General features: G+C 70.8%; 23 protein-coding genes. 11 read left to right on the forward strand and 12 right to left on the reverse strand.

The annotated features are described in order from the left end of the window. Positions 1-215 precede the first annotated feature (215 nt). Positions 216-824 carry an ATP-binding protein gene (locus FHU30_RS23980; protein WP_253878794.1) on the forward strand — a complete coding sequence of 203 codons (609 nt, stop codon included), beginning with the start codon at positions 216-218 and terminating at the stop codon, positions 822-824. 357 nt (positions 825-1,181) lie between these two features. Here the strand turns inward: FHU30_RS23980 and FHU30_RS23985 are convergent, their stop codons facing one another. Both FHU30_RS23985 and FHU30_RS23990 read right to left on the reverse strand, forming a co-directional pair. Continuing rightward, a complete protein-coding gene (locus FHU30_RS23985) occupies positions 1,182-2,600 on the reverse strand; it encodes an alpha,alpha-trehalose-phosphate synthase (UDP-forming) (protein ID WP_253878795.1) in 1,419 nt (472 codons plus the stop codon). 364 nt (positions 2,601-2,964) lie between these two features. After that, the gene (locus FHU30_RS23990) at positions 2,965-3,429 is read right to left on the reverse strand and encodes a DoxX family protein (RefSeq protein WP_253878796.1); all 465 of its coding nucleotides are present in this window, start codon (positions 3,427-3,429) and stop codon (positions 2,965-2,967) included. A 143-nt stretch (positions 3,430-3,572) separates the two neighbouring features. Between FHU30_RS23990 and FHU30_RS23995 the strand changes: the two genes are divergently transcribed. Beyond that, positions 3,573-4,097 (forward strand): MarR family winged helix-turn-helix transcriptional regulator, encoded by a 525-nt coding sequence (locus tag FHU30_RS23995; protein WP_253878797.1) that lies wholly within the window; start codon positions 3,573-3,575, stop codon positions 4,095-4,097. Between the two features lie 70 nt (positions 4,098-4,167). Here the strand turns inward: FHU30_RS23995 and FHU30_RS24000 are convergent, their stop codons facing one another. From FHU30_RS24000 to FHU30_RS24020, 5 genes are all read right to left on the reverse strand, one after another. Beyond that, positions 4,168-4,686: a YbaK/EbsC family protein gene (locus FHU30_RS24000; protein ID WP_253878798.1), complete on the reverse strand. Its 519-nt coding sequence runs from the start codon at positions 4,684-4,686 to the stop codon at positions 4,168-4,170. Between the two features lie 85 nt (positions 4,687-4,771). Then, on the reverse strand, positions 4,772-5,422 hold the full coding sequence (locus FHU30_RS24005; protein WP_253878799.1) for a response regulator: 651 nt from the start codon (positions 5,420-5,422) through the stop codon (positions 4,772-4,774). Between the two features lie 19 nt (positions 5,423-5,441). After that, on the reverse strand, positions 5,442-6,527 hold the full coding sequence (locus FHU30_RS24010) for a sensor histidine kinase (RefSeq protein ID WP_253878800.1): 1,086 nt from the start codon (positions 6,525-6,527) through the stop codon (positions 5,442-5,444). A 208-nt stretch (positions 6,528-6,735) separates the two neighbouring features. Further along, positions 6,736-7,539, reverse strand: a complete 804-nt coding sequence (locus FHU30_RS24015) for a DedA family protein (RefSeq protein WP_253878801.1) — start codon at positions 7,537-7,539, stop codon at positions 6,736-6,738. 515 nt (positions 7,540-8,054) lie between these two features. Then, a complete protein-coding gene (locus tag FHU30_RS24020; protein WP_253878802.1) occupies positions 8,055-9,278 on the reverse strand; it encodes a hypothetical protein in 1,224 nt (407 codons plus the stop codon). Between the two features lie 215 nt (positions 9,279-9,493). On the opposite strand from FHU30_RS24020, the gene FHU30_RS24025 reads away from it, so the two are divergent. Further along, complete coding sequence (locus FHU30_RS24025) at positions 9,494-9,988, forward strand: hypothetical protein (RefSeq protein WP_253878803.1); 495 nt, start codon at positions 9,494-9,496, stop codon at positions 9,986-9,988. 61 nt (positions 9,989-10,049) lie between these two features. On the opposite strand, the gene FHU30_RS24030 is transcribed toward FHU30_RS24025, so the two are convergent. Then, positions 10,050-12,257: a molybdopterin-dependent oxidoreductase gene (locus tag FHU30_RS24030; protein WP_253878804.1), complete on the reverse strand. Its 2,208-nt coding sequence runs from the start codon at positions 12,255-12,257 to the stop codon at positions 10,050-10,052. A gap of 20 nt (positions 12,258-12,277) precedes the next feature. Then, positions 12,278-12,721, reverse strand: coding sequence for a MarR family winged helix-turn-helix transcriptional regulator (locus FHU30_RS24035; protein WP_253878805.1), 444 nt, complete (start codon positions 12,719-12,721; stop codon positions 12,278-12,280). Between the two features lie 67 nt (positions 12,722-12,788). Between FHU30_RS24035 and FHU30_RS24040 the strand changes: the two genes are divergently transcribed. From FHU30_RS24040 to FHU30_RS24075, 8 genes are all read left to right on the forward strand, one after another. Then, positions 12,789-13,814, forward strand: coding sequence for a hypothetical protein (locus FHU30_RS24040; RefSeq protein WP_253878806.1), 1,026 nt, complete (start codon positions 12,789-12,791; stop codon positions 13,812-13,814). 168 nt (positions 13,815-13,982) lie between these two features. Continuing rightward, on the forward strand, positions 13,983-14,237 hold the full coding sequence (locus tag FHU30_RS24045; protein ID WP_253878807.1) for a hypothetical protein: 255 nt from the start codon (positions 13,983-13,985) through the stop codon (positions 14,235-14,237). 816 nt (positions 14,238-15,053) lie between these two features. Next, complete coding sequence (locus tag FHU30_RS24050; RefSeq protein WP_253878808.1) at positions 15,054-16,526, forward strand: SNIPE associated domain-containing protein; 1,473 nt, start codon at positions 15,054-15,056, stop codon at positions 16,524-16,526. Positions 16,527-16,638: 112 nt separating this feature from the next. Next, the gene (locus FHU30_RS24055; protein WP_253878809.1) at positions 16,639-17,751 is read left to right on the forward strand and encodes an AAA family ATPase; all 1,113 of its coding nucleotides are present in this window, start codon (positions 16,639-16,641) and stop codon (positions 17,749-17,751) included. Positions 17,752-17,806: 55 nt separating this feature from the next. After that, complete coding sequence (locus tag FHU30_RS24060; RefSeq protein ID WP_253878810.1) at positions 17,807-18,997, forward strand: AAA family ATPase; 1,191 nt, start codon at positions 17,807-17,809, stop codon at positions 18,995-18,997. After that, positions 18,987-19,361: a hypothetical protein gene (locus FHU30_RS24065; RefSeq protein ID WP_253878811.1), complete on the forward strand. Its 375-nt coding sequence runs from the start codon at positions 18,987-18,989 to the stop codon at positions 19,359-19,361. The genes FHU30_RS24060 and FHU30_RS24065 overlap by 11 nt, the downstream gene beginning before the upstream one ends. A gap of 9 nt (positions 19,362-19,370) precedes the next feature. Continuing rightward, positions 19,371-19,733 carry a nucleotide pyrophosphohydrolase gene (locus tag FHU30_RS24070; RefSeq protein WP_253878812.1) on the forward strand — a complete coding sequence of 121 codons (363 nt, stop codon included), beginning with the start codon at positions 19,371-19,373 and terminating at the stop codon, positions 19,731-19,733. Between the two features lie 135 nt (positions 19,734-19,868). After that, positions 19,869-21,743 (forward strand): DUF2075 domain-containing protein, encoded by a 1,875-nt coding sequence (locus FHU30_RS24075; RefSeq protein WP_253878813.1) that lies wholly within the window; start codon positions 19,869-19,871, stop codon positions 21,741-21,743. Between the two features lie 137 nt (positions 21,744-21,880). On the opposite strand, the gene FHU30_RS24080 is transcribed toward FHU30_RS24075, so the two are convergent. The 3 genes from FHU30_RS24080 to FHU30_RS24090 form a co-directional block, all read right to left on the reverse strand. Next, positions 21,881-23,119, reverse strand: a complete 1,239-nt coding sequence (locus tag FHU30_RS24080) for an IS256 family transposase (RefSeq protein WP_372503872.1) — start codon at positions 23,117-23,119, stop codon at positions 21,881-21,883. 156 nt (positions 23,120-23,275) lie between these two features. Beyond that, positions 23,276-23,590, reverse strand: coding sequence for a DNA-binding protein (locus tag FHU30_RS24085; RefSeq protein ID WP_253878814.1), 315 nt, complete (start codon positions 23,588-23,590; stop codon positions 23,276-23,278). Further along, the gene (locus FHU30_RS24090; RefSeq protein ID WP_253878815.1) at positions 23,587-24,192 is read right to left on the reverse strand and encodes a hypothetical protein; all 606 of its coding nucleotides are present in this window, start codon (positions 24,190-24,192) and stop codon (positions 23,587-23,589) included. The genes FHU30_RS24085 and FHU30_RS24090 overlap by 4 nt, the downstream gene beginning before the upstream one ends. Positions 24,193-24,270: the final 78 nt, after the last annotated feature.

Here is a 24,270-nt window from a genome sequence, read left to right on the forward strand (position 1 = left end):
TGCTGGAGTTCGTGGCCCGTCCTGACGGACGGACCGGCGTGTCCCCGCTCCCGGTACCGACCGGGCCCCGCGAGCGATGATACGAAATGCACGTGCATCTGGTTGTGCGTATGGCCATGCATTCGTGCTTGCAAACGGTCTTGCATCTGCACGACGTGAGGAGCAAGATAGCGAACGCTCCCACCCGTTCCGTCCGCACGCCCCTGGGGTTGCCAATGTTCGTTGACCAGGCCGACGACCTCGCGGCTACCGTCGAGCGGGGCCGGCGGCCCCTGGACCTGCCGTACGCCTCGCCCGACTTCGGCGCGCCGGACGGCGCCGCCGGCGGGGACACGATCTCCTCGCTGCCCGGCCATGGAGATGGCACCACCTCGTCAGGGTTCGCCGGCCTCTGGCCGACACCGCACGAGGGCAGCCCGCGCACCGCGCGGACGATCCTGCCCGCCGACCCGACCGCACCCCGCGCGGCCCGCGCGTTCGCCTGCGAGACGGTCGCCGGCTGGGGCCTGCCCGGGGACGCCTCCGACGTCCTGGTGGCGGTCTCCGAGCTCGTGACCAACGCGCTCCGCCACGGCATGGAGACATCCGTAAATCAGGTTCAGTCTCGTCCGATACAGCTGGTCCTGCTCGGCCACCCGCGCCGCCTGGTCATCACGGTGACCGACCCGGGCGGCAGCAGGCCCGCCGTCGCGCGCGCCGAGGACGCCTTCAGCGAGGACGGCCGCGGTCTCCTCGTCGTCGCCGGAGTCAGCGACGCTTGGGGCTGGGCCCCGCTCAGCACGGGCGGCAAGGCCGTCTGGGCCGCCTTCGACCTGACCTCCTGAACCCCGGAACGGACCGCACCGAAACGCTGACCGCCCGGACCACACCTCCCGGTCCCGTGGCCTGACAAGGACGTGCCCTCCCCTACCCGGACGGCACGTCCCAAACAAGCGGCAGCTCAACGAGTAAGCCCCGAGTCAGACCAGTCAACCCCGCCCACCCCGAGTCAACCCCACCCACCGCACAAGACCTCTCGCTGCACGCGGACGTGCTTGCGCGCGCCCCTGCACGCGGACTGCCCGGCGCGCGGATGGCTCGGCGCCCGGTCGGGCTTGTGTACGGACAGCCCTGCGCGCGGGCGGGCTTGCGCGCGTGCAGAAGGCCTGGCACCTGCGGAGGGTCGGCGCGACGGGTGGGGGTTAGACGGCTTCGCGGGCCATGGCGGTGGGCGGGGGCGGCTCTTCCAGGGCGGTGAGGAAGTCGTGGGCCCAGCGGTCCACGTCGTGCTCCAGGACGCGGCGGCGCATGGCGCGCATGCGGCGGCCCTGCTCGGACGGGTGGTCGCGCAGGGCGTCCAGGAGCGCCTGCTTCAGGCCGTCGATGTCGTACGGGTTGACCTGGTAGGCGCGCTTGAGCTCGGCCGCGGCGCCCGCGAACTCGCTGAGGACCAGCGCGCCGCCGAGGTCCTCGCGGCAGGCGACGTACTCCTTGGCGACCAGGTTCATGCCGTCCCGCAGCGGCGTGACGACCATGACGTCCGCGGCGAGGAACAGGGCCGCGAGCTCGGCGCGGTCGTAGGAGGTGTGCAGGTACTGGATGACCGGCGTGCCGAGCTCGCCGTGCTCGCCGTTGATGTGCCCGACCTGCTGCTCGATCTGGTCGCGGAGCAGCTGGTACTGCTCGACGCGCTCGCGGCTGGGCGTGGCGATCTGGATGAAGGTCGCCTCGCCGGGGCGCAGCTCGCCGTCGCGGAACAGCTCGCCGAACGCCTCCAGGCGTTGGGTGATGCCCTTGGTGTAGTCGAGCCGGTCCACGCCGAGCAGCAGGCGGGCGTCGCCGAAGTCCTCGCGGATCTCGGCGGCGCGGCGGCGGACGCCCTCGTCGGCGCTGAGCCGGCGCAGCTCCTCGGCGTCCACGGGGATCGGGAAGGCGCGGGCGCGGACGGTCCGGCCGTCCCAGAAGACGTCCTGCTTGAAGGTGCGGGCGTCGAGCAGGCGGCGGCACAGCCGGACGAAGTTCTGCGCGGCGCCGGGCAGCTGGAAGCCGACCAGGTCGGCGCCGAGCAGCCCTTCGAGGATCTGCCGGCGCCACGGCAGCTGCCAGAACAGCTCCAGCGGCGGGAACGGGATGTGCAGGAAGAACCCGATGCGCAGGTCGGGACGCAGGCGCCGGAGCATCGCGGGGACGAGCTGGAGCTGGTAGTCCTGGACCCAGACGACCCCGTCCTTGCCCGCGACCTCGGCGGCGACGTCGGCGAAGCGCTGGTTGACGCGCACGTAGGCGTCCCACATGGAGCGGTCGTAGACGGGCGGCGCGATGACGTCGTGGTAGAGCGGCCAGAGAGTCGCGTTGGAGAAGCCCTCGTAGTAGAGCTCGACATCCTCGGCCGTCTGCACGACCGGGACGAGCGACATGCCGTCCTCCTCGAACGGCTCCAGCCGCTCGTCGGGGGATCCGGCCCAGCCGATCCAGGTTCCGTGCCTGCGGCGCATCAGCGGCGCGATGGCGCTGACCAGCCCGCCCGGACTCCGCCTCCAGGACGGCTCGCCGTTCTCCCCGACGACCCGGTCCACGGGAAGGCGGTTGGCCACCACAACGAAGTCACTTGCGCCCGACACCCCAGGACCCTGCCTTTCCAGCGATGCGTGTGCGTGATCAACTGAGCGTGCGTGATCGACTGAGCCCTACCCGCCCCAGCGCGGGCCACGCGGGATCATGATCACGAGATCGCATCATACGGGGCGCGACCTGGCCGTTCTTCGCAGGACACGACAAGAGCCCGGATCCGCGTCCCCGCTCACCGGATCCGGGCTCATTTCCGGTCGGTCCCGCCGGGCCTTTCGGCCGGGGACCGTCGGCGCGCTTTCGGTCGGGTCCCGTCCGCGGGCGCCCGCACACGCCCTCGGACGGGTCGGGGCCTCGGCCTCCGTCGCCGTCGGCTCAGGTTCGGAGCTGACTCGGCGGCTTCGGCCCCTGGCCGGATCAGACTCCGACCGCGCGCCGGCCGTCGGCGGCCTGCTCCCTCCTCAGGCCGCCGCCGAGCAGCGCGTCCAGCGAGACGCGCCCCGGGCCGGCGAAAGCGACGAGCAAGGACAGGACGGCCAGGACGAGCACGTACTCGTAGCCGCCCTTGTCGGAGAAGAAGCCGTGGTCGGCGTGGGCGAACCAGAGCGCGCCCGCCATGTCGCCGAACAGCAGCAGGCCGACGAGCGGGGTCAGGACGCCGACGATGAGCAGCACGCCGCCCGCCAGCTCCACCCAGGTGGCGTAGCTCGCGGCGAGGCCGGGCAGCGGGATGCCCATGCCGTCGAACATCTTGGTGACGGTGGCGTGGCCGTACTTGTGGAACTTCTGCCAGCCGTGCGCGACGAACACCACGCCGAGCACGAGGCGGCCGAGCAGCAGCGCGGCGTCGGTCAGCGCGGGGAATCTTCGGGACAGGTACACGGGGAGCTCCTTCGCGGGGTCGTGCGGGGAAACCTGGCGGGGGACGAACGACGGATCGTTCAGAGGCGAACGACAGATCGTTCAAAACTGTACTAACACCGTTGGCGGGATGATTCAAATCTGAACCGAATAGAATCGGATTCATGTTCCACCCCGACCGTCCCGACCGTCCCGGCCAGCCGGGCGCCGCCGCTCTCGACCGGACCGAGGGCAGCGGCCCTCTCGAACCCGCCGAACTACGTGCCTGGAAAGGATTCCTCGCCGCGTCGCACCTGCTGGAGCAGGAGATCGAGCGGCAGCTCAAGGCGGACGGCGAGCTGTCCCACGCCGACTTCGAGATCCTGGTCACGCTGCGCGGCGCGGACGACCGGCGGCTGCGGATGACCGAGCTGGCGCGCCGCGCGATGGTCTCCAAGAGCCGGCTGACCTACCAGGTCACGCAGCTGGAGCAGCGCGGCCTGGTGCGCCGGACGCCCTGCCCGAGCGACCGGCGCGCCGTCTGGGCCCAGCTCACCGGCGAGGGCGAGGAGCGGCTCGCGCGGGTCCGGCCGGGGCACCGGCGGGTCGTCCGGGAGCACCTGATCGGCCTTCTTTCCGACGAGGAGCTGGACGTCCTCGGGACGGCGCTCACCCGGGTCGCCGACAGGCTCCGCGAGTCCGGCGGCTGACGCCGAACAGAACTCTCTTTTCGCTCGAACGGGAACGTTCCGCCCCGTCCACGGTGTCGGTGGACGTCCCTTACTGCGCCAGCGAGATGACCTCGGCGCCCGGCAGCGCGGCGAGGGACTTGCCGGGGACGAGGATCTTCGAGCCGCGCACTCCCCCGCCGATCACGACCTCGGCGGCGTCGGCGACCGCCGCGTCCACCAGGACGGGCCAGTCGGAGGGCAGGCCGATCGGGGTGATCCCGCCGTACTCCATGCCGGTCAGGGACGTCGCCTCGGCCATCGGCGCGAAGGACGCCTTGCGCGCGCCCAGGTGCTTGCGGACGACGCCGTTCACGTCCGCCCGGTCGGTCGCCAGGATCATGCACGCCGCGTAGCCCACCTCGCCGCCGCGCTTGGCCGCCACGACCACGCAGTTCGCGCTGATCTCCAGCGGCACGCCGTAGCGCTCGCAGAACGCGGCGGTGTCGGCCAGTTCCGGGTCGATCTCGGCGACCCGCGCGCCCGGCACGTCCGCGACGGCCGCCGCGACGGGCCCGGCCAGCAGGTCGGGCCGCTCGGTCGCCGGAACCCAGTCGAGCCTGTCCGTCATGCGATCTCCTCCGTCGTCGGTCTGTGCGGGGGCGTTCAATGGTGCGCCGGTCGCCAACCTGCCATGATCCGCGGCCGTCCGGGGGTCAGGCCCCGAGGTAGCGCAGGACGGCCAGGACGCGGCGGCTGTACCCGGACGACTCCCCCAGCCCCAGCTTGCCGAAGATCGCGTTGGCGTGCTTCTCGACGGCGCTCTGCGACACGTGCAGGCGTCCGGCGATCGTGGCGTTGGAGAGGCCCTCGGCCATCGCGGCCAGGACGTCCCGCTCGCGCGGGGTGAGCGCGGCGAGGGGGTCGGCGCGCTCGCGGTCCGCGCCCGCGAGCAGCCGCCGGACGACCTCCGGGTCGAACGCCGCGCCGCCCGCGTGCACCCGGTCGAGCGCGTCGAGGAACTCGTCCACCTGCGCGACCCGGTCCTTCAGCAGGTAGCCGACGCCGTTCGCGCTGGACGTCAGCAGCTCGGTCGCGAACCGCCGCTCCACGTACTGCGACAGGACGAGCACTCCCACTTCGGGACGTGTCCGGCGCAGTTCCAGCGCGGCGCGGAGGCCCTCGTCGGTGTGCGTGGGCGGCATCCGGACGTCCACGACGACCACATCGGGTGGGTTTGCTTCGACGGCTTCGAGGAGGGCTTCGGCGTCGCCGACCGCCGCGACGACCTCATGCCCCTCCTCGGCGAGCAGCCTGACCAGGCCCTCGCGGAGCAGCGCGGAATCCTCCGCCAGCATCACCCGCACCGGAACCCCTTCGACGCCGTCACCCGCATGGCAGCTCGGCGGTGATCTCGGTGGGGCCGCCAGGCGGGCTGAGCACGGTGACCGTGCCGTCCAGGGCCTCCGCGCGGCGGGCGAGACCGCGCAGCCCGCCGCCGGACGGGTCGGCGCCGCCGGTTCCGTCATCGATGATCGTCACCGACAGGATTCTGCCGTGCCGCGCGACCCGGACCGACACGCGCGTCGCGCCGGAATGCTTCGCCGCGTTCGTCACCGCCTCGCAGACCACGAAGTACGCGGCCGTCTCGACCTCGCGGGGCGGACGGTCCGGGCCGTCCAGCCGGACGTCGAGGTCGACCGGCAGCGGCGCGCGTTCGGCGACCGCCTCCAGCGCCGCGCCGAGCCCCTCGGAGTCGAGCGCGGACGGGAACACCCGCCAGGACGTCTCCCGCAGGTCCGCGAGCGCGAGACGGGACGCGTCGTGCGCCTGTTCCAGCAGGTCACGGGCGCGGTCAGGGTCGTCCGCGCGGCGCGCCCGGCCGATCAGCATGCCGAGCGCGACGAGCCGCTGCTGGACGCCGTCGTGCAGGTCGCGCTCGATGCGGCGGCGCTCGTCGTCCACGGCGGCGACGACCTCGGCGCGGCTCGCCGCCAGCTCCTCGACGCGTCGGCGGTAGACCTCCAGGGGGTCCGGGCCGAGGAACCTCGCCGCGATCCGGCGCTCCATCGCCGCGACGCCGACCAGGCCCTGCGCGGCGAGGAACGCCAGCACCGCCCCGGCGACCGCGAAGTAGGCGACGATCACCGGCGAGGGCGGGATGGCGTCCAGGTTCTCCCTGGTGATCCACCATCCGACGGCCAGGCGCGCCCCGGTCACGACTCCGAGCCCGCACAGCCCGAGGATCACGCCGCCGAGCAGACCGACCGGTGCCCGCGCGAGCAGGTAGCCCGCCGCGCGGCGCCGGTCGATGGTGATCGCAGGAATTTCCGCGTTGAAGAAGGCGCCGATGCGGCGCCGCTCCAGGTCAGCGCCCGCCCTGGCGGCGCGCTCGTCCAGCAGCGCCGGCGCCAGGACCAGCGTCAGGACGCCCGTCACGGCCCCGAGCACCAGCCCAGCAACGCCACGCACCAAAACCCGCCCCGCCGCTCGCCCTGGCCCTCGTCCCGAAGCGGCCTCTGACGCTCGCCCTGAAGCGGGCCCTGACGCTCTTCCCGAAGGGGACCCCGGCGCTCGTCCCGAAGCGGACCCCGGCCCGGGTTCCGCTGGCCGTGCCGACGCTTGTTCGGCCATGGCTCGCGCCGGGGCTCGTTCGGCTGTCACTCGTTCGCCTTCCGGGTCAGCGTCGATGCCTTGGGGGCGGGAAGTCGTGGTTTCCGGTCCGGCCGGATCGTCCCTGCGGCCCATGGTCGTGGTAGTCGTAGCGGCCGAGGTCGGGGCGCGGGATGTCCGGCCTGGTGACCCCACTTGCGCCTGCGGATCTGCGGTTCTGCCGTCCCCGGATGATACGGACGGCCAGAAACACGACCATGGCCAGCACGACGACCGCCAGGACGGCCTTGGAGTAGACGCCCACGGAATCCTCGACGACATGCCAGTTGTCGCCGAGCCAGTATCCGGCCAGCACGAAAACGGTGTTCCACAGGGCGCTGCCGAGCGTGGTGAGCAGCAGGAACGGCCCGAGCGGCATCCGCTCCACCCCGGCCGGGACGGAGATCAGGCTGCGGAAGATCGGGATCATCCGGCCGAAGAACACCGCCTTCGCGCCGTGCCGGGCGAACCACGCCTCGGTGCGGTCCAGGTCGTCCAGCTTGACCAGCGGCAGCCAGGCCGCGACGGCCCGCACCCGGTCGCGGCCGATCGCGCCGCCGATGCCGTAGAGCGCCAGCGCTCCCACCACCGAGCCGAGCGTCGTCCAGATCAGCGCCGCGATCAGGCTCATCTCGCCGCGCGCCGCCGTGAACCCCGCCAGCGGCAGGATCACCTCGCTCGGCAGCGGCGGGAACAGGTTCTCCAGCGCGATCGCGATGCCCGCGCCGGGCGCGCCGAGGCGTTCCATCAGGTCCGTGGCCCAGCCGGTGACGCCCCCGGCGTCACCACCGCCGGCCGCCGCGACCACCGTCCATCCCGTCGTTTCCATCATGATCGCCACGCTATGGACAACGATTTCGGCCCACCATGAGGTCCACCGTCCCCTTTCGTCCGGTTCCCCGGAGCCCCCACCCTCCGGAAAACCCCACCCCACCCCTCACCCCTCGGCAGGCCGCGCCGCCCCCGCACCAACCCTCGCCAGGACGCGCCCGCACCGCGCAAACCGCTCATCGACCTGCCTCGGCAGCACGTGACCACCCGCGCGACCGCTGCCAGTCAGGCAGCAGGACGAGACCCGACCACGCGGCCGCTGCGCGTCAACCCTCGGCAGGACACGACCGGACGACGCGGCCAACGCCCATCAGGCCCCGACGAGACGGTGCTGCCACTACGCGTCAGGCACCGGCGGGAGGTGACCCGACTGCGTGGCCGCTGCCCGTCAACCCTCGGCAGGCGCGCGGTCTGCGCGGCGGCTGCGCGTTAGGCGTCGGCGGGGCGGGACGGGGCTGCGCGGCGGCAGCGCGTCAACCCTCGACAGGGCGTGGCCGGACGGCGCTTGGCTGTGCGTTAGGCGTCGGCGGGGCGGGAGCGGAGGGCGCGGCGGCTCTGGGGCAGCCGGTCCACGAACCGGCCGAGCCGTTCGGCGGTGCCTTGGAGCGGGCTGACCGTGGCGTTCAGGGTGTCGATCGCGTCCCGCATGTCGACGATCGACTCGGCGAGCGGCTTCAGGCCGTCCACCGTCTGGGCGAGCGGTCCCACGGTGTCGCTGAGCTGTTCGAGGACGGGCACGACGCGGCCCAGCTCGCGCAGGTCGTCCATGGCGGTGGCGAGTTCCTCCAGGACGGGCGCGACGGCGGCGAGCCGTTCCAGGTCGGCAGCGACGGCCGGGATCTGCTCGGCGGCGTCGGCGAGGCGGCCCAGCTCGTCCGCCGCGACCCCGATCCGGTGCAGCTCGTGCGCGGCCTCGCCGATCGCCCGCAGGGACGAGGCGGACTCGGCGAGGGACTCCAGGCTGACCGCCGCGTCCGCCAGCCGCTCCAGCGAAGCGGCGAGTCCCGGCAGCACCGCGATCGCGTCCCCCAGCGAGCCGACCACGCGTCCGGTGGCGTTCGAGACCGTCAGCACTCCCCCGGCCACACGCCCACCAACCAGCAGGACACGGGCGGCGCCAGCCCCCGCGATCTCGGCTGCACGCCCCGCCACACCTGCGGTCACCGCCTCGGACGCGCGACCCACCGTCCCGGCGGACGTGGCCGCGATCTCGACGGCGCGCCCTGCCACACCTGCGGTAGCGGACGAGCGCCCCACCGGCCCGGCGGACGTCGTCGCGATCTCGGCGGCACGTCCGGCCGCACCCGCGGCCGCGCGGCCAGAGGCGCGGCCTGCCGTCCCAGCGGACGTGGCCGCGGGCTCGTCGGTGCGGCTGGCCGCACTCACGGTTGCGGTCTCGGACGCTCGGCCTGCCGGCCCGGTGGACGTCGTCGCGGTCTCGGCGGTGCGCTCGGCGGCACCCGCGCTCGTCGCCTCGGACTCGCGGCCCGCTGTCCCGGCGGGCGTGGTCGTGGTCTCAGCAGGGTGCCCTGCTGGCCCCTCGGGTGGGTGGTTTGCAGGGCTCAGGGCGCGGGCGGCGGTTGCGGTGCTGAGCTCGGCGGCGCGGAAGGCGAGGTCCGCGGCGGTGTCGGCGGACGCGGCGAGCGCGCCGGCGGCCCGGCGTGCCCCGCCGCGGACGATCCCGCTGATCAGGGGCAACGCGCCTCGCGAGGGCGCGGGCGGGCGCTGCGGACCCGGCATGTGGCCTCCTCCGAACGATCTGCACTGATTGTGCCGTGTGGGGGGTTATGGACCAAGACGTACGGGGTTTCGGACATCGGCCGCCCAAGATCGCATTTGAGGTGCCGAGGTGATCGACTTTTCCGATAACACTCTTTCCGATAGCGTTCGCTCGGCTTTGTGAGGTGAATTCATGATCCGACTTCCCCGCGGCACGATCATGAAAGGATTCCGCGATGGTCTTGGCCGTGATCGTGATTGCCGGCCTGCTGGCGCTGCTGGCCTCGCTGCGGCGTGCCGCACCCCGCCCGCGCCCCTCCGCGGCGCCGGAGGAGTCGGCTCCGGAGGGACATCCGGAGTCCCTGACGGCCGAGCTGGAGCCGGGCGCCGAGGAGTACCTCGCCTGGCTCGCCGACCACCACTGGCCCGCCGACGACTACCTCGACCTGGAGCAGCAGTGGCGGCACGAGCTCGGCCTGCTCGACCTCACCGAGGTCCCGCACTGCCCGAGCTGCCTGCTCCGCCGCGAGGACGTGTGGCCCTGCCCGCGCTGCGGCGCGCTGCTGCACTCCTCCTGCGGCCACGGGATGCGCCGCCGCCCGGTGGCCCAGCCCTACCACGCGCTCGGCCTCGGCGACGAGCCCGAGGCGGTGATCGCCGAGTGGATCTGCACGGGCTGCGCCTCGGTGGTGGGCCTCGATGTGGAGAACGACTCCGATCCCCTTTCCTGAACGATCAATACGGGAAGGTAAAGAGTTAGCCAAGAACGGCCGTTTCGGCTTCTGGCGATCATTAATTCTCCGTGTCCGGAACCGGGCCGTCCGGTGGCGACCCGGGGTCCCCGGTGTTCGATTCCCGCCCCAGCGGCCCCACCCGCACCGGAATCGCGGTGAGGTGTCCCATTCCGGCGAGTTTCTCCAGGTCATCGGGGTCGGGCGAGGCGAGGGCGTTGACGTTCGCGCCGCCGGCGGCGTTCGCCACGCGCCAGCCGCCGCCCTCGTGGCCCCACCCGTGGGGAACGACCACAACACCGGGCGTGACATCGTCCGTAATCAGGACGGGCAGCCGGATGCTCCCGTGCGCTGAGGCGATCTCGCACAGCGTGCCGTCCGCGAGGCCGTAGCGGGACGCGTCGGACGGGCTGATCCGGGCGGCATGCGTACGCGTGCGCATGAGGGACGGCGCGTTGTGCATCCACGAGTTGTGCGAGCGCGGTTCGCGCAGGCCGATCAGGCGGAGCGGGAGATCGGCAGGTGGTGGCGGCGCGTTCCGCAGCCGCTCGATCTCGGTGACGATCTCGTCCGGAGCGAGGTGGACGCGCCGGTCCCGGTGCGTCACACGGCGGCGGAGCCGTCCGGTCGGCTGGTGATCGCCGAGGACGATCCCGTGCGGGTTCCGCTGAAGTTTCCGGAGGCTCAGCCCACCCGGCCTGAGTCCGAACCAGTCGCCGTGCGCGCTCGCCCGGAGCAGCGCGTCCACCATCGCGCGGGGCGAGGGCCGCAGGCCGAGGCGGTGGGCGAGCCGCTGCGGGGCCAGCGCGCCGATGCCGAGCCGCATCCTTCCGGCAAGTTCGTCGATCACCTCCCACTCCTGGCGCGCCTCGCCGCGCGGCGGGACGACCGCCTCGGTCCAGGTGACGTAGGGCGTGAGGTAGTTCTGCAGGAAGGGCAGCGGGAAGTCCTCGCGTTCGAGGAAGGTCGTCGCGGGCAGGACGTAGTCCGCCTTGCGGCCGGTCTCGCTGACGTAGAGGTCGATGCAGACGAGCAGGTCGAGCTCGTCCAGGGCGGCGTCGAGCGCCGTCGCGCCGGGGACCGACAGCACCGGGTTGCCCGCCGAGACGATCAGCGCGCGCAGCCTTCCGGGGCCCGGCGTGGTGATCTCCCTGGCCATGATCCCGGCGGGGAAGGTGCCGAGGACGTCCGGGAAGCCGCCGATCCGCGAGCGCGTGCGGCCGTAGGTGCCGAGTCCGGAAAGTTTGACGATCTCGTCCACCGGCAGCGGCGACTCGCCGAAGATCGCGCCGCCCGGCCGGTCGAGGTTGCCCGTCACGGCGTTCACCGCGTCGATGAGGAACGCGACCAGGGTGGCGTGCCGGCCGAGGCAGGTGCCCGTCCGGCCGTAGACGACGGCGCGCGGCGCCTTGGCCAGGTCGTGCGCGAGGCTTCTTGCCACGTCCGCTGGAACGCCGCTGTTCGGGGCCGTCCGCTCGGGCGGAAAATCGCGGACGAGCCCTCGCAGCGCCGCGAGTCCGCGCGCCTGCCGGACGCACGTGTCGATGTCGGCCAGACCGTCCTCGAAGATCACGTTGAGCAGGGAGAGCAGCAGCCACGCGTCGCCGTCCGGGGCGATCGGCAGGTGCTCGAAGGCGCGCGCGGTCTCGGTGCGGCGCGGATCGCCGACGACGACGCGTCCGCCCCGCTTCACGACCCCGTGCAGCCGCTCCCGGATGCGCGGCACGCTGACCAGGCTGCCGTGCGAGACGAGCGGGTTCGCGCCGAGTATCAGCAGGAAATCGGTCCGCTCGATATCGGGCAGCGGGACAAGGTGCGGCGCGCCATAAAGCAGGGCACTCGCGGCGAACCGGCTGTTCGTGTCCTGAGAGCCCGCCGAGTACAAATGAGGCGAACCGAGCGCGCGCATGAATCCGTTGAGCCACAGCGGATGCGAGTACGAGAACGTCGCCGGGTTGCCGAAGTACCAGCCGATCGAGTCGCCGCCGTGCTCGCGGCGCAGCGCGTTCAGCCGCCGCGCGATGTCGCCGAGCGCCTCGTCCCAGGTCACGCGCTCGAACCCGCCGTCCGGGCGGCGCCGCAGCGGATGGACGACCCGGTCCGGGTCGTTCTGCACCTCGGTCATCGCGATGCCCTTGGGGCACGCGAACCCCCGCGACAGCGGATGCTCGCGGTCGGCGCGAATACCGGTCAGCACTCCGTCCTCGACCGTCGCCGTCAGGCCGCAGAGCGGCTCGCAGATCCGGCAGTAAGTGACTGCTTTCGCCATGGGACCGATTCTGCCTCGCTTCACTCCTCCGCGGCGTTGTACCGGACGAGATATCTCGCGAACCGGTCCAGATCGCCGTCCGACCAGTCGCGCAACCGCTCGGTGATCGCCTCGTGCCGGCGCTGGACGGCCTCGTCCAGCAGCTCGCGCCCGGCCTCGGTCGGCGCGAGCCGCTGGCCTCTGGCGTGCGCGGGATCGGGATGCCGCTCGACCAGCCCGAGCCGTTCGAGCGCCGCGACCTGCCGGCTGACCGTGGACTTGTCGAGCAGGAAGTAGTCGGCGAGATCGACGGCGCGGCACCCGCCGGACTCGTTCAGGTGGCTGAGCAGGCTGTACGCGACGAGCGAGAGATCCGGATGGGTGCGCCCGGCGACCGCCCGCGCGCGCCTGGCCAGCGCGGTCAGCTCCCAGCGGATCGTCTCCAGCGCATCGTCGCGACCGTGTCCGTCATCACGTGGTCCCACCGCATCCATAGTTGTATATTACAACTAATCGAGGTTGTATTTTGCAACTCACCCGGATGGGAGGACCATGACGAGCCCCGGCGACACCCGCGCCACCCTGCGCCATCTCTTCGGCCACCTGTTCGTCCCGCTGATCATGTGCATCGGGATGGGCTTCGCGTACCTCGGCGCGTTCCACAAGCCGGAGCCGCACGAACTCCGCGTCGCGGTCGTCGGCGGCGGCGCGCCCGCCCAGGTGCTCGCGCAGACCATCAAGGACAAGGCGGGCGACGCCCTCGACGTCCGGACCGTCCCGTCCCGCGAGGCCGCCGTCGCCCAGCTGAAGGACCAGAAGATCTTCGGCGCCTACGAGCCCGGCACCCCCGAACTGCTGGTCGCCACCGCGGGGTCCGACACCACCGCGACCGCCGTCCAGAAGATCTTCACCGACGTCGCGTCCGCCCAGCACGCCCCGCTGAAGGTCACCGACGTCGCCCCGCCGGCCAAGGGCGACCCCACCGCGCAGGGCCTGTTCTTCCTGCTCGTCGCGCTCAGCATCGGCTCCTACACCTCGGTCGCCGCGATCGGCGGCGCCGGCGCGCCCCTTCCGATGCGCATCCGCACCCTCATCGCCCTCGGCACCGCCACGATCGTGAGCGCCATCGGCACCCTCTTCGCCGGCCCGGTCTTCCACCTCGTGGACCGCGACCTGCCCGCCCTGTTCGGTATGTCCTTCCTCTACACAAGCGGCATCCTGCTGATCGGCGTCGGCCTGCACACCTTCCTCAAGCGCTTCACGATGCTGGCGATGATGGTCCTGTTCGTCATGCTGAACTTCACCACCGCCGGCGGCGTCTTCCGCCCCGAGCTCCAGAACGGCTTCTTCGCCTCCCTGCACTCCTTCTGGACGGGCGCCGGCTTCGTCGAAGGCATCCGCAGCCTCCTCTACTTCGACCACCACAACCTGGGCGCCCACATCCTCACCCTCGCCCTGTGGCTCGCCGCGGGCGCCGCCCTGGTCGGCATAGCCGCCCTCTACGAATCCCGCACCCGCATACCAGCACCCCTCCACGAAGAGCTCGAACAAGAACTGGAAGAGGCCGTCCCCGCCTGACCACCCGCACTCAGCCCCCGAGCAGCCGCCCGGGGGCCGTTCCAACTCAGGTGAAACTCCGCGAAGATCCCTCCCCGCACGCGGCATGTCGCCCCGACGTCCGATAGGTGCGTCTAGTAGCGTTCAACTGTTTTGCTCCTTACGCCACACCGGGAAGGACGGCAGGGGTTGACCGCAGCACTGGTCCTGGCAGCACTCGCCACCCTCTTCGCCACGATCTGCCTGCCCCGCCTCCTGCGCGCCATGCCCTCCCGAACCCCCAGAACCCCACCCGTCTACCCCGAGTCCATGACCGCCGAACTGGACCCGGGCGACGAGGAGTACCTCGCCTGGCTGGCCGACCACCTCTGGCCCGAAGACGAATACCTAGAAGAAAACCCCAGCCCCCGAGACGAATCCGACGGCGGCCCCATCCCCGCCTAACCCACCCGGGCTCACCTGTACGGCCCGTGCACCGTCTCGTCTCGCGTTGGACGGCGAACAATTCGTCGCACCCTCCCCGGCCAACCGGCAGTAACTCTTAGGCGTCGAATCTGTCAGGGGTGCACTTACCCGGCCCTCACACGCACCGGGGACGGCAGGAGTACAGGTGATCGAGGATGGGCGGACGCCGACCCAGGCGGCGAGCGCGCAACTGCACCGAAGACTCCGCTGCTCCGGTCCTGACAAGCGCATGGCTCTGAGTCCCCGCCCCCCAACGCACCGCGGCCCTTCTTGGGAGACTCCATGCTTCCGCATGACCCTCACAACCCGTCGCCCTACTTCCCCGCAGCGCCGACGGGTTGGCACTACAACCCTCCGCCCAACTGGCCCGCCCCTCCACGGGGGTGGAGGCCGCCCCCAGGCTGGCGCCCCGATCCTTCCTGGCCGGCACCTCCTCCGAACTGGCAGTTCTGGCTCCCGGACGCTCCACCCTCAGTGTCGCCGCAACCTCGGTCGGCGCCGCCGCCCGCCAGCCCTGCTCCTACTTCCGGGCTGTACGCAGGGCAGCGGATCAAGGCGGCGAAGCTCGATTCGCTCCTCGGCCAACTCCGGCTCTACCTGGACCAGGACGAGACCATCCGGGCCATCGCAACGACCTCGAAGATGCGTCCCGCGTTGACCCATCTGGTGCTGACGGACCGGAGGGTCACGGGTTACAGCACGTCCGATGTCGCCCGCGTCGGCCTGAAGCTCAACGTCGGCCTCACCGAGATCGCGTCCGTGGAGGTGAGGTCGTCCTTCGCCCACCCATCCACGTTGCTGCTGCACCGGCGCCACGGCGATGTCATCGACTGCGGCGACCTGCCCGCGGCCGATTCGGCGGCGTTCTCCCGCCTGCTGTCGGCAACGGCATCCGCCGCTGGCGAGGCCGGCGCTCCGACCATGCCTCCGGAAACACCTCACCACACTCCTCCGGCTCCCTTGCCGTCACAGCCGGTACCGCAGGCGCCTCTGCCGGTACCTCCGGCGCGGACCGGACGGGCGCCGGTCTTCGGGAGGAAGCAGCAGCGAATCGAGGAGTTGGAGGCCGAGAACGTCGGCTTGAAGCAGGAACTGGCCAGGCTCGGGGCACTCGAGGCATGGCAGATCTCCGCGGAGCTTGAGCGGCTCCAAGGCGAGGCCGCAGGGCTGCATCGGCAGATCGCCGAGCGAACGGCGGAACTGGCGCGCGTACGCCAAGCCATCGTTGAGACCGAGGACGTCGCGCTCCTGCAGGAGGCCGGTGTCTACGAGTACCGGCATCCGCTGGCCGACGCGGTCGCCTACAAGGCCGAACTCGCCCAGCTGAAGGACACCGTCAAGGCGATGGCCAGAGCCGACCGCGCTGTCGTCGGCAGCACCGACTGGACCGTCAACGGCTCGGCCGCGCAGGGCCGCAAGATGGTGCGGGAGCACTCCAAGCTCATGCTGCGCGCGTTCAACGCCGAGGCCGACAACCTCGTCCGGACGATGCGTCCGTACAAGCTCCAGTCCGCCATCGACCGGCTGGACAAGTCCGCCCAGACCATCGAACGCCTCGGCAAGACGATGAACATCAGGGTCAGCGCCGACTATTCGGGGCTTCGTCGCCGAGAGCTCGAACTGACCGCCGACTACCTTGCGAAGGTCGAGGAGGAGAAGGAACGCGTCCGGGCGGAACGGGAGCATCAGCGCGAAGAGGAGAAACTTCAGCGCGAGTTGGAGCGAGAGAAGGCTCGCTTGCAGAAAGAGCGCTCACACGTCGTCTCCGTTCTCGAGCGCCTTCGCGCACAGGAGGGCCACGCCGACCAGACGGCCGTGGCGGACATGGAGGCGAAGCTTGCGGATGTGGAGGCGGCCATATCCAGCGTGGAGAGCCGCGAGGCGAACGTCCGCGCGGGTTACGTGTATGTCATCTCCAACATCGGCGCCTTCGGCGAGAGGATGGTCAAGATCGGGCTCACCCGGCGGCTGGAGCCGATGGACCGGGTCCGGGAGCTCGGCGACGCTTCGGTGCCGTTCCGCTTCGACGTGCACGCGCTCATCTTCAGCGAGGACGCCGTCGGGCTGGAGAACCGGCTGCACCACGAGTTCGCCGAGCGGCGGGTCAACAGGGTGAACAACCGGCGGGAGTTCTTCTTCGCCACGCCCGCCGAGGTCCGCGAGGCGCTGGAACGCATCGCCGGGAGCCACCTGCTGGAGTACTCGGAGGTCCCGGAGGCCTTGGAATGGCGCGCGAGTGAGTCGCAGCGCGGCGCCGAGTCAGCGTGAGCGGGGCTGGATTCTGACAACGGGTCACACTCCTGTAAAGGGCGTCACTTCTGCCACTGTGGCGTGGTTTCGTGGCGGTCTCCGGCACGCTCGACGCGAGGTGAGGTGTCCGATGGGGTTGCGGGACGTCCTGCTGGAGCGGTTGGCGGCGGCCGGGCTGGCTGAAGCGGTCGGCCGCTGGGTGCTCGATGCGTTCGACGCCGGGACGCCCCCGGGGTGGTCTGAGGACTCCGAGGCGAGCGGCGGGCGCGCGTTCCTGAAGAGCATCACCGTCTCCGGGTTCCGCGGGATCGGTGCGAAGACGTCGCTGGGCTTCACCCCGGGGCCCGGTCTCACGCTGGTCGTCGGGCGGAACGGTTCGGGCAAGTCGAGCTTCGCCGAAGGGGCGGAGATCGCGCTGACCGCGACGAACGCGCGGTGGCAGGGGCTGTCGGTCGTCTGGAAGGACGGCTGGCGGAACCTGCACGTGGACGAGCCGCCCTCCGTGACCCTGTCCGTCCAGGTGGACGGGGAGGACGGCGGCACCACCATCAGGCGGTCCTGGACCGGCCCGAAGGTCGAGGACTCCGCATGCGAGGTGTTCAGGCCGGGGCGCGGCGCGTGCGAGCTGGAGGACCTGGGCTGGTCGGAGGCGCTGGCCACCCACCGGCCGTTCCTCTCGTACAGCGAGCTGGGCAAGATGCTGACCAGCGGGCCGAAGGGCATCCACGACTCGATCGCGGGCATCCTCGGGCTGGAGCGGCTCACGCTCGCCGAGAGCCGGCTCAACGACGTCCGCAAGGAGCTGGAGGGCGAGGCCAAGGCGGTCAAGGCGGAGAAGGACGCGCTCTGCGACGTCCTCGGCGAGGTCGAGGATCCGCGCGCGGCGTCGGCGCTGGCCCTGCTCACCGCCCGCACGCCCGATTTCGGAGCGGTCGAGGCGCTGGCGGTGGTCGGCCCAGGTTCGGACCCCGATCTGGCCGAGTTACGGAAGCTCGCCGCGTTGCGCGGACCGTCCGTGGGGGACGCGGCGGCGGCGTTGCGGCAGGCGGCGGAAAGGGTGGCTTCACTCCGCGGCGGGACGGCCGACGACGCCCGCAGGCTCGCCGATCTCCTCGCCCTGGCTCTCGATCGTCAGGACGGCGACGCGCGCTGTCCGGTGTGCGCGACTGAGGACGTCCTCGACGCTGCCCTGGACGGAACGGACCGGCGCCGAGATCGTCCGGCTGCGTTCGCTCGCCGCTGAGGCCGACGCAGCGCGAGAGTCGCTGCGGACGGCGGTGGAGGCGGCTCGGCTGTTGATGGCCCCGCCGCCTCCCGAGGCCGCGGTCGAGCCCTCGGTGTCAGCGGCCTGGGAGAGGTGGACGACCGGTCGCGACATCACCGACCCGTCTGAGTTGGCCGACCACCTCGAAGATGCCGGGCGCGCGCTAGCCGAGGTCTGCGACAAAGCCCGATCCGCAGCGTCCGCCCGCCTGGACGCTTTGGAGGACCGCTGGCGTCCTCTGGCCTCCCGCCTCTCCGCCTGGCTTCCTCGCGCACGCGCCGTCCAGGAGTCCGCCCCGGCGCTGCGCGCGGTGAAGGCGGCGCGCAAGTGGCTCACCGACACGGCCAACGACCTGCGCAACGAGGCGCTGCGTCCGTTCGCGGAGCAGTCCGCGCACATCTGGAACGAGCTGCGCCAGGAGAGCAACGTCACGCTAGGGACGATCACTCTCGCGGGCACGGGCCTGCAGAAGCGCGCCGACCTCGACGTGCACGTGGACGGCACGGAGACCTCGGCGCTCGGCGTGATGAGCCAGGGCGAGCTGCACTCGCTCGCGCTGGCGGTCTTCCTGCCGCGCGCGCTCGCGCCGCGCACCCCGTTCGGTTTCGTCATCATCGACGATCCCGTGCAGTCGATGGATCCGGCAAAGGTGGACGGCCTGGCCAAGGTGCTGTCCGTCGTCGCCGCGCATCGCCAGGTCATCGTGTTCACTCATGACACGCGCCTACGCGAATCGGTGTTCCGGCTCCAACTCCCCGCAACCGTCATGGAAGTGACGCGCGGCGAACGTTCCCTCGTGCGCGTGCGCAAGGTAGAGGACGAGGTTTCACGTGCCCTCGCGGACGCCCGCGCCGTCGCGGCCAGCGTGGAGCTCCCGCCCGACGCCGCGTTCATGGTCGCGTCCGGCCTCTGCCGTACCGCGCTCGAAGCCGCCTGCGTGGAGGTCTACCGGCGCGGACGGCTCTCCACGGGCATTCCGCATACCGAGGTCGAAGCCGCGCTCCGCGACGCCCGGACGCTCTCCGACCTCGTCTCCCTGGCCGCTTTCGGCGAACGCCGCCGCCGCGACGACGTCCAGGCCCAGCTGGAACGGATCGGGCCCTGGGCCGTCCAGGCTTACCGGATGTGCAACAGGGGCGTCCATGGCGCTCCGTCCGCCGCCGATCTCAACGGTTTCGTCCGGCACGTGGACCGCCTGACGCGGAGGATCCGCGATGAATGGTGACGAGCTGGCGTCACTGGCCGATCGGATCATGCGCCACGAAGTGTCCGTCGCTGAAGGCATCTCAGCCCGCATGGTCACCTTCCTACTGCGCCTGGCCCTGGAACGCGAGCTGGACGACTTCTGGAAGCGCAGCGGAATACCCGCCATGGCCCGCAATCCGATGCGCGCCCAGCTCCTCTGCCTAGGCGGCCTACTCAGCCCCGGCAAAACGGGCCTGGCCCGAAGCCTCTGGGGCCAGCTCAGCCAGGCATGCCACTACCACACCTACGAGCTCTCCCCCAGCGCAGCGGAACTCCGCCGCTGGCATACCGAACTGGCGCAGCTGACCTATGCCCTCCGGTCCGTCCGATCCGAGGCGTACTAGCCTGGCGCGGTGCAGAGCATCGAGGAGTTGGCGGAACGGCTGCGGGAGTTCGCCGCGGAGCGGGACTGGGAGCAGTTCCACACGCCGAAGAACCTGGCGATGGCCCTCTCGGGCGAGGTCGGCGAGCTGGTCGCCGAGTTCCAATGGCTCACGCCGGAGCAGAGCGCGCGGGTCATGGACGACCCGGAGGCCGGCGCCCGCGTCCGAGCCGAGCTGGGCGACGTCTTCGCCTACCTGACCCGCCTGGCCGACATCCTCGGCATCGACCTGCTGGAAGCGACGGCCGACAAGATGGCCGAGGGCGCCCTGCGCTACGACGCCGAGACCTACCGAGGCTCAGCCCGCAAAGCCCCTCCCCTTCACCACCCCTGAACGTCAGTGATCGTCGATAATCTCTTCCCGTAAGCGTTAGCGGCCCGACGGGCTTCCACCGGCCGTCCTCCGGGACGGCCGGCGGACACGCTCCCACGCCGCACGAGGACTTCGTGCTGCCTGGGAGTTGGACCCTTGACGGTCGTCCGTCACACCGCCGAGTCGCTGCTTTCCCCGGTCGAGCGGCACTTCGCCGACGTCATCGCCGAGCAGTTGAGAATGCGCGACGGCCTCACCGTTTCGGACTCGGAGAGGCGCGCCTGGCGGCGCAGCCTGCCGGTCCTCGCCGAGGATCTGCTCGCGGCGGGCCTCGGCCAGGTCGAGATGCTCATCGAGTACCGGCTGCCGCTCACCAGCAAGCGCGCCGACGTCGTCCTCGCGGGCGTGGACCGCCGCACCGGCGGCGACCTCTACGTCGTCGTGGAGCTCAAGCAGTGGAGCCATGTCGAGGTCTGGGACGAGGACCCGCGCAAGGTGCTCGTCAACACCATGGGCGACCGGCCCAAGCTGCACCCGTCCCTCCAGGCCGAGGGGTACACCCGGTACCTTTTCGACTTCCTGACCGTCCTGGCGGAGCATCCGGACGCGGTCCACGCCGTCGCCTACCTCCACAACGCGGCCCGCGGCGACGTCGCCGACCTGTACGACACCGTCACCGACCAGCGCACGCGGCTGTTCACGCAGACGACGCGGGGCGGGTTCGTCGACTACCTGCGCGACCTGTTCGCGCCGGAGCCCGGACGCGGCGCCGCGGACCGGCTGCTGTCGAGCGAGGTCCGGCCGTCCAGGCAGCTGCTCAAGGTCGCGGCGGCCGAGATCAAGGAGCGTGAGCAGTTCGTCCTGCTGGACGAGCAGCGCCTCGCCTACGAAATCGTCATGCACGAGGTTGACAAGGCGCGCCGCTCGGACCACAAGACCGTCGTGGTGATCACGGGCGGCCCGGGCAGCGGCAAGTCCGTCATCGCGCTGTCGCTGCTGGGCGAGCTGTCCAGGCGCGGCGTCTCGGCCCTGCACGCCACCGGGTCGCGGTCCTTCACCCAGACGATGCGGCGGCACGTGGCCAAGGGCTCGACCCGGACCAAGGCCATGTTCAAGTACTTCAACAACTTCATGGAAGCGGAGAAGAACGCCCTCGACGTCCTGATCTGCGACGAGGCGCACCGCATCCGGAAGGTCTCAGCGAACCAGTACACGCCCGCCCGGCTCCGTACCGGCCGTCCCCAGGTCGAAGAGCTGATCGACGCGGCGCGCGTCCCGGTCTTCCTGCTCGACGGCCAGCAGAACGTCCGTCCGGGCGAGATGGGGACGCTGGACGAGATCCGGACGCACGCCGAGTCCAAGGGGCTCGACGTCATCCACGTCTCGCTCGACGAGCAGTTCCGCTGCGGCGGCAGCCGCAAGTACGAGGAATGGGTCCTGAAACTGCTCGGCCTCCACGACGCCGCGCCCGAGCCATGGGACGGCGACGACGGTTTCGAAGTCTCGCTCGCCGACTCCCCTTTCGAGCTGGAAAGCGTCCTCAACGAGCATCTCAAGGCCGGCTACTCCGCACGGATGACGGCCGGTTTCTGCTGGCCATGGAGCGATCCCCGCAAGGGCCCCGGCCAGTACGAGCCCGCTCTGGTCCCCGACGTCCAGATCGGCGAATGGCGCCGTCCGTGGAACGTCAAAGGCGACCGCGCGATCGGCGACGCCCCGCCGAGCGAACTGTGGGCGACCAATCCCGGCGGCTTCGACCAGGTCGGCTGCGTCTACACCGCGCAAGGCTTCGAATACGACTGGAACGGCGTCATCATCGGCCCCGACCTCGTCTACCGCGACGGCCGCCTGATCACGCGCCGCGCCGAAAGCCGCGACCCCGCCCTCAAGCCGAAGACCGTCACCGACACCGACGCTGACACCCTCATCCGCAACACCTACAAGGTCCTCCTCACCCGAGGCATGGTCGGCACCCTCATCTACTCGGTCGACCCCGAAACCCAGACCTACCTAACCACCCTCCTCCCCTAACACCCGCACCAAACCCACCCCCCACCGGGCTTCCGGAGACGCGCCAACAAGGCGCTGCGGGAACAGTCCGGGGGTCGAGCCGTACGCGGTGTCTGAAGGGACTGTCAATTTTTCGGTGTAAGTCGATCTTGGATGGGTTAGTTGTTCCTGGTCAGGCGGCCGTCGAAGTGGATGTCGAAGGCGTTGAGGGCCGGCTTCCAGCGGCGGACCCAGGCGCCACGGCCTTTGCCGGTGGGGTCCAGTCCCATGAGCGCCATGTAGAGGCATTTCATCGCGGCCTGCTCGGTCGGGAAGTGGCCGCGGGCGCTCACGGCCCGGCGGAGCCGGGCGTTGATGGACTCGATCGCGTTCGTGGTGGCGATGACCTTGCGGATCTCGACGTCGAAGGCCAGGAATGGCACGAACTCGGCCCAGGCGTTGGTCCACAACCTGACGATCGCGGGATACTTGCGCTCCCACTTCTCGGAGAACTCGGCGAACCGGTCGAACGCCGCGGCCTCGGTCGGGGCGGTGTAGACGGGCTTGAGATCCTTGGCGAGTTTCGACCAGTCCTGCCTGCCGGCATAGGCGAAGCTGTTGCGCAGCAGATGAACCACGCAGGTCTGCACCACGGTCTGCGGCCAGACCGCAGCAACCGAGTCAGGCAGCCCCTTCAGCCCATCACAGACCAGCATCAGGACGTCCTTGACACCGCGGTTCTTCAACTCGGTGAGGACACGCAGCCAGTACTTGGCGCCCTCACCGTCACCGTGCTCACCGGCCCACAGCCCGAGGAAGTCGCGCTGCCCGTCGACCGTGACGCCCAGGGCGAGGTAGATGGGGCGGTTGGCGACCTGGCCGTCCCGGATCTTCACCCGCAACGCGTCGATGAACACCACCGGATACACCTCGTCCAGCGGACGCGACTGCCACTCGGCCATGCCCTCCAGCACCCGGTCGGTGATCGCCGAGATGGTGTCCTTCGACACCGACGCGCCATACACCTCGGCCAGATGCGCCGAGATCTCACCCGTCGTGAGCCCCTTCGCGCTGAGCGACAACACCATGCCGTCGATCCCGTCCAACCGCCGCTGCCGCTTCCGCACGATCTGCGGCTCGAACGAGGCGTCCCGGTCCCGCGGCACCTCGATCTGGACCGGACCCGCCTCGGTCAGCACCGTCTTGGACCGCTTCCCGTTCCGGGAGTTCCCACTGCCGCGACCAGCGGCATCGTTTTTGGCATAGCCCAGATGAGCGTCCAGCTCGCCCTCAAGCGAAGACTCCAGCACCAGCTTGGTCAGCTGCTGCAGCAACCCACCCTCACCCGACACCGGCAGACCCTGCGCCTGCAACTGCGCCACCAGATCAGCAACCTGCCCAGCCACAGCCGAAGGCACCTCACCAGCGGACTCACCGCCATCAACCGGCTTGCTCACGTTCGTCACAGGTGTCTCCTACACCTCAGGAGTTACACCGAAATTTCTACAGTCCCTGTCTGAAAGCTGTGGGATCGACGGGTGGCTGAGGCGTCGATCCCACAGCGCTTGGGGCGGTCAGGAGGCGAGGTGGGTGGCGAAGGTGGCGCCGGTTTCGAGGTCGTCCAGGTGGACGGGGATGGGGTCTATGCCGAGTGCGGCGAGGAGTTTCGCGGTGGGGACCTTGTAGCGCCGGCCCAGCCGGAGGACTTCGCAGGGGTAGGCGTCGCGGTGGACGAGGCGGTAGGCGGTGTTGCGGCCCACGCCGAAGGCCCGTCCCGCCGTGATGAGGTCGACGACCGTGGGGAGCTGGAAGATCTCCGGGAAGGTGATCGGAGGCGTGTGTCCGCGGCGGGGAACGAACCTCGGCAGGGGTGGGTCGGGGTGGTTCATGCGGCGCGGGTGGGACGGTTGCTGGCCTGGCGGCGGGGTCGGGCAGGTTCGGTCGGGTCGGCGTTGTCCAGGCGGAGGTAGCCGGCCAGGCGGTGTTCGGCGCGGGCGCGGCGGCGCTGGCAGGTGTTGTAGTGGAGGCCCATCTGGGTCGCGATGGCTCCCAGGCGTTCGCCTTCGATGCGCGTGCGTCCGATGAGGGCGGCCTCGGGAGCGCTGAGGATCCCGTCGTGGACGGCGTCGGCGAGGGAGTCGGTGTGGAGGTCGCCCAGGAACCCGACGACCACTTCGGCGTCGATCTCTTCGGCGTCCGCGCCCGTCGAGCGGTGCGCTCTTCTTGCGGCCCGGCGGAGGCCCGGCAGCATCATCCAGAGTGCGGCGAGCTGCCAGATTCCGCGATGCCGCTGGGCAAGGCCTACGAGCTGGGTCCAGACCGCGTCACGGACCGCCGGTTCCTCGGCCGGATTCAGGATGATCTCGCGGGCGCGATCGAGCGGGAGTTCGGCGCCGCTCCCGGACTCGACCGTGAGCGCGGACGCCTGGGGTTCTTGCGCGAATCGGGCCTCGATCGCGTCGAAGACTCGACCGCCGCGTACGCAGGACAAAGCAGACCCCTTTCGGTCTGGAACCTGGGACCAGATCATGGCGCGGCAGCTGGTTTCATTGAGCGACCATGAAGCTCT

This window comes from Actinomadura rupiterrae (assembly GCF_024172125.1).
GTDB lineage: Bacteria > Actinomycetota > Actinomycetes > Streptosporangiales > Streptosporangiaceae > Spirillospora > Spirillospora rupiterrae.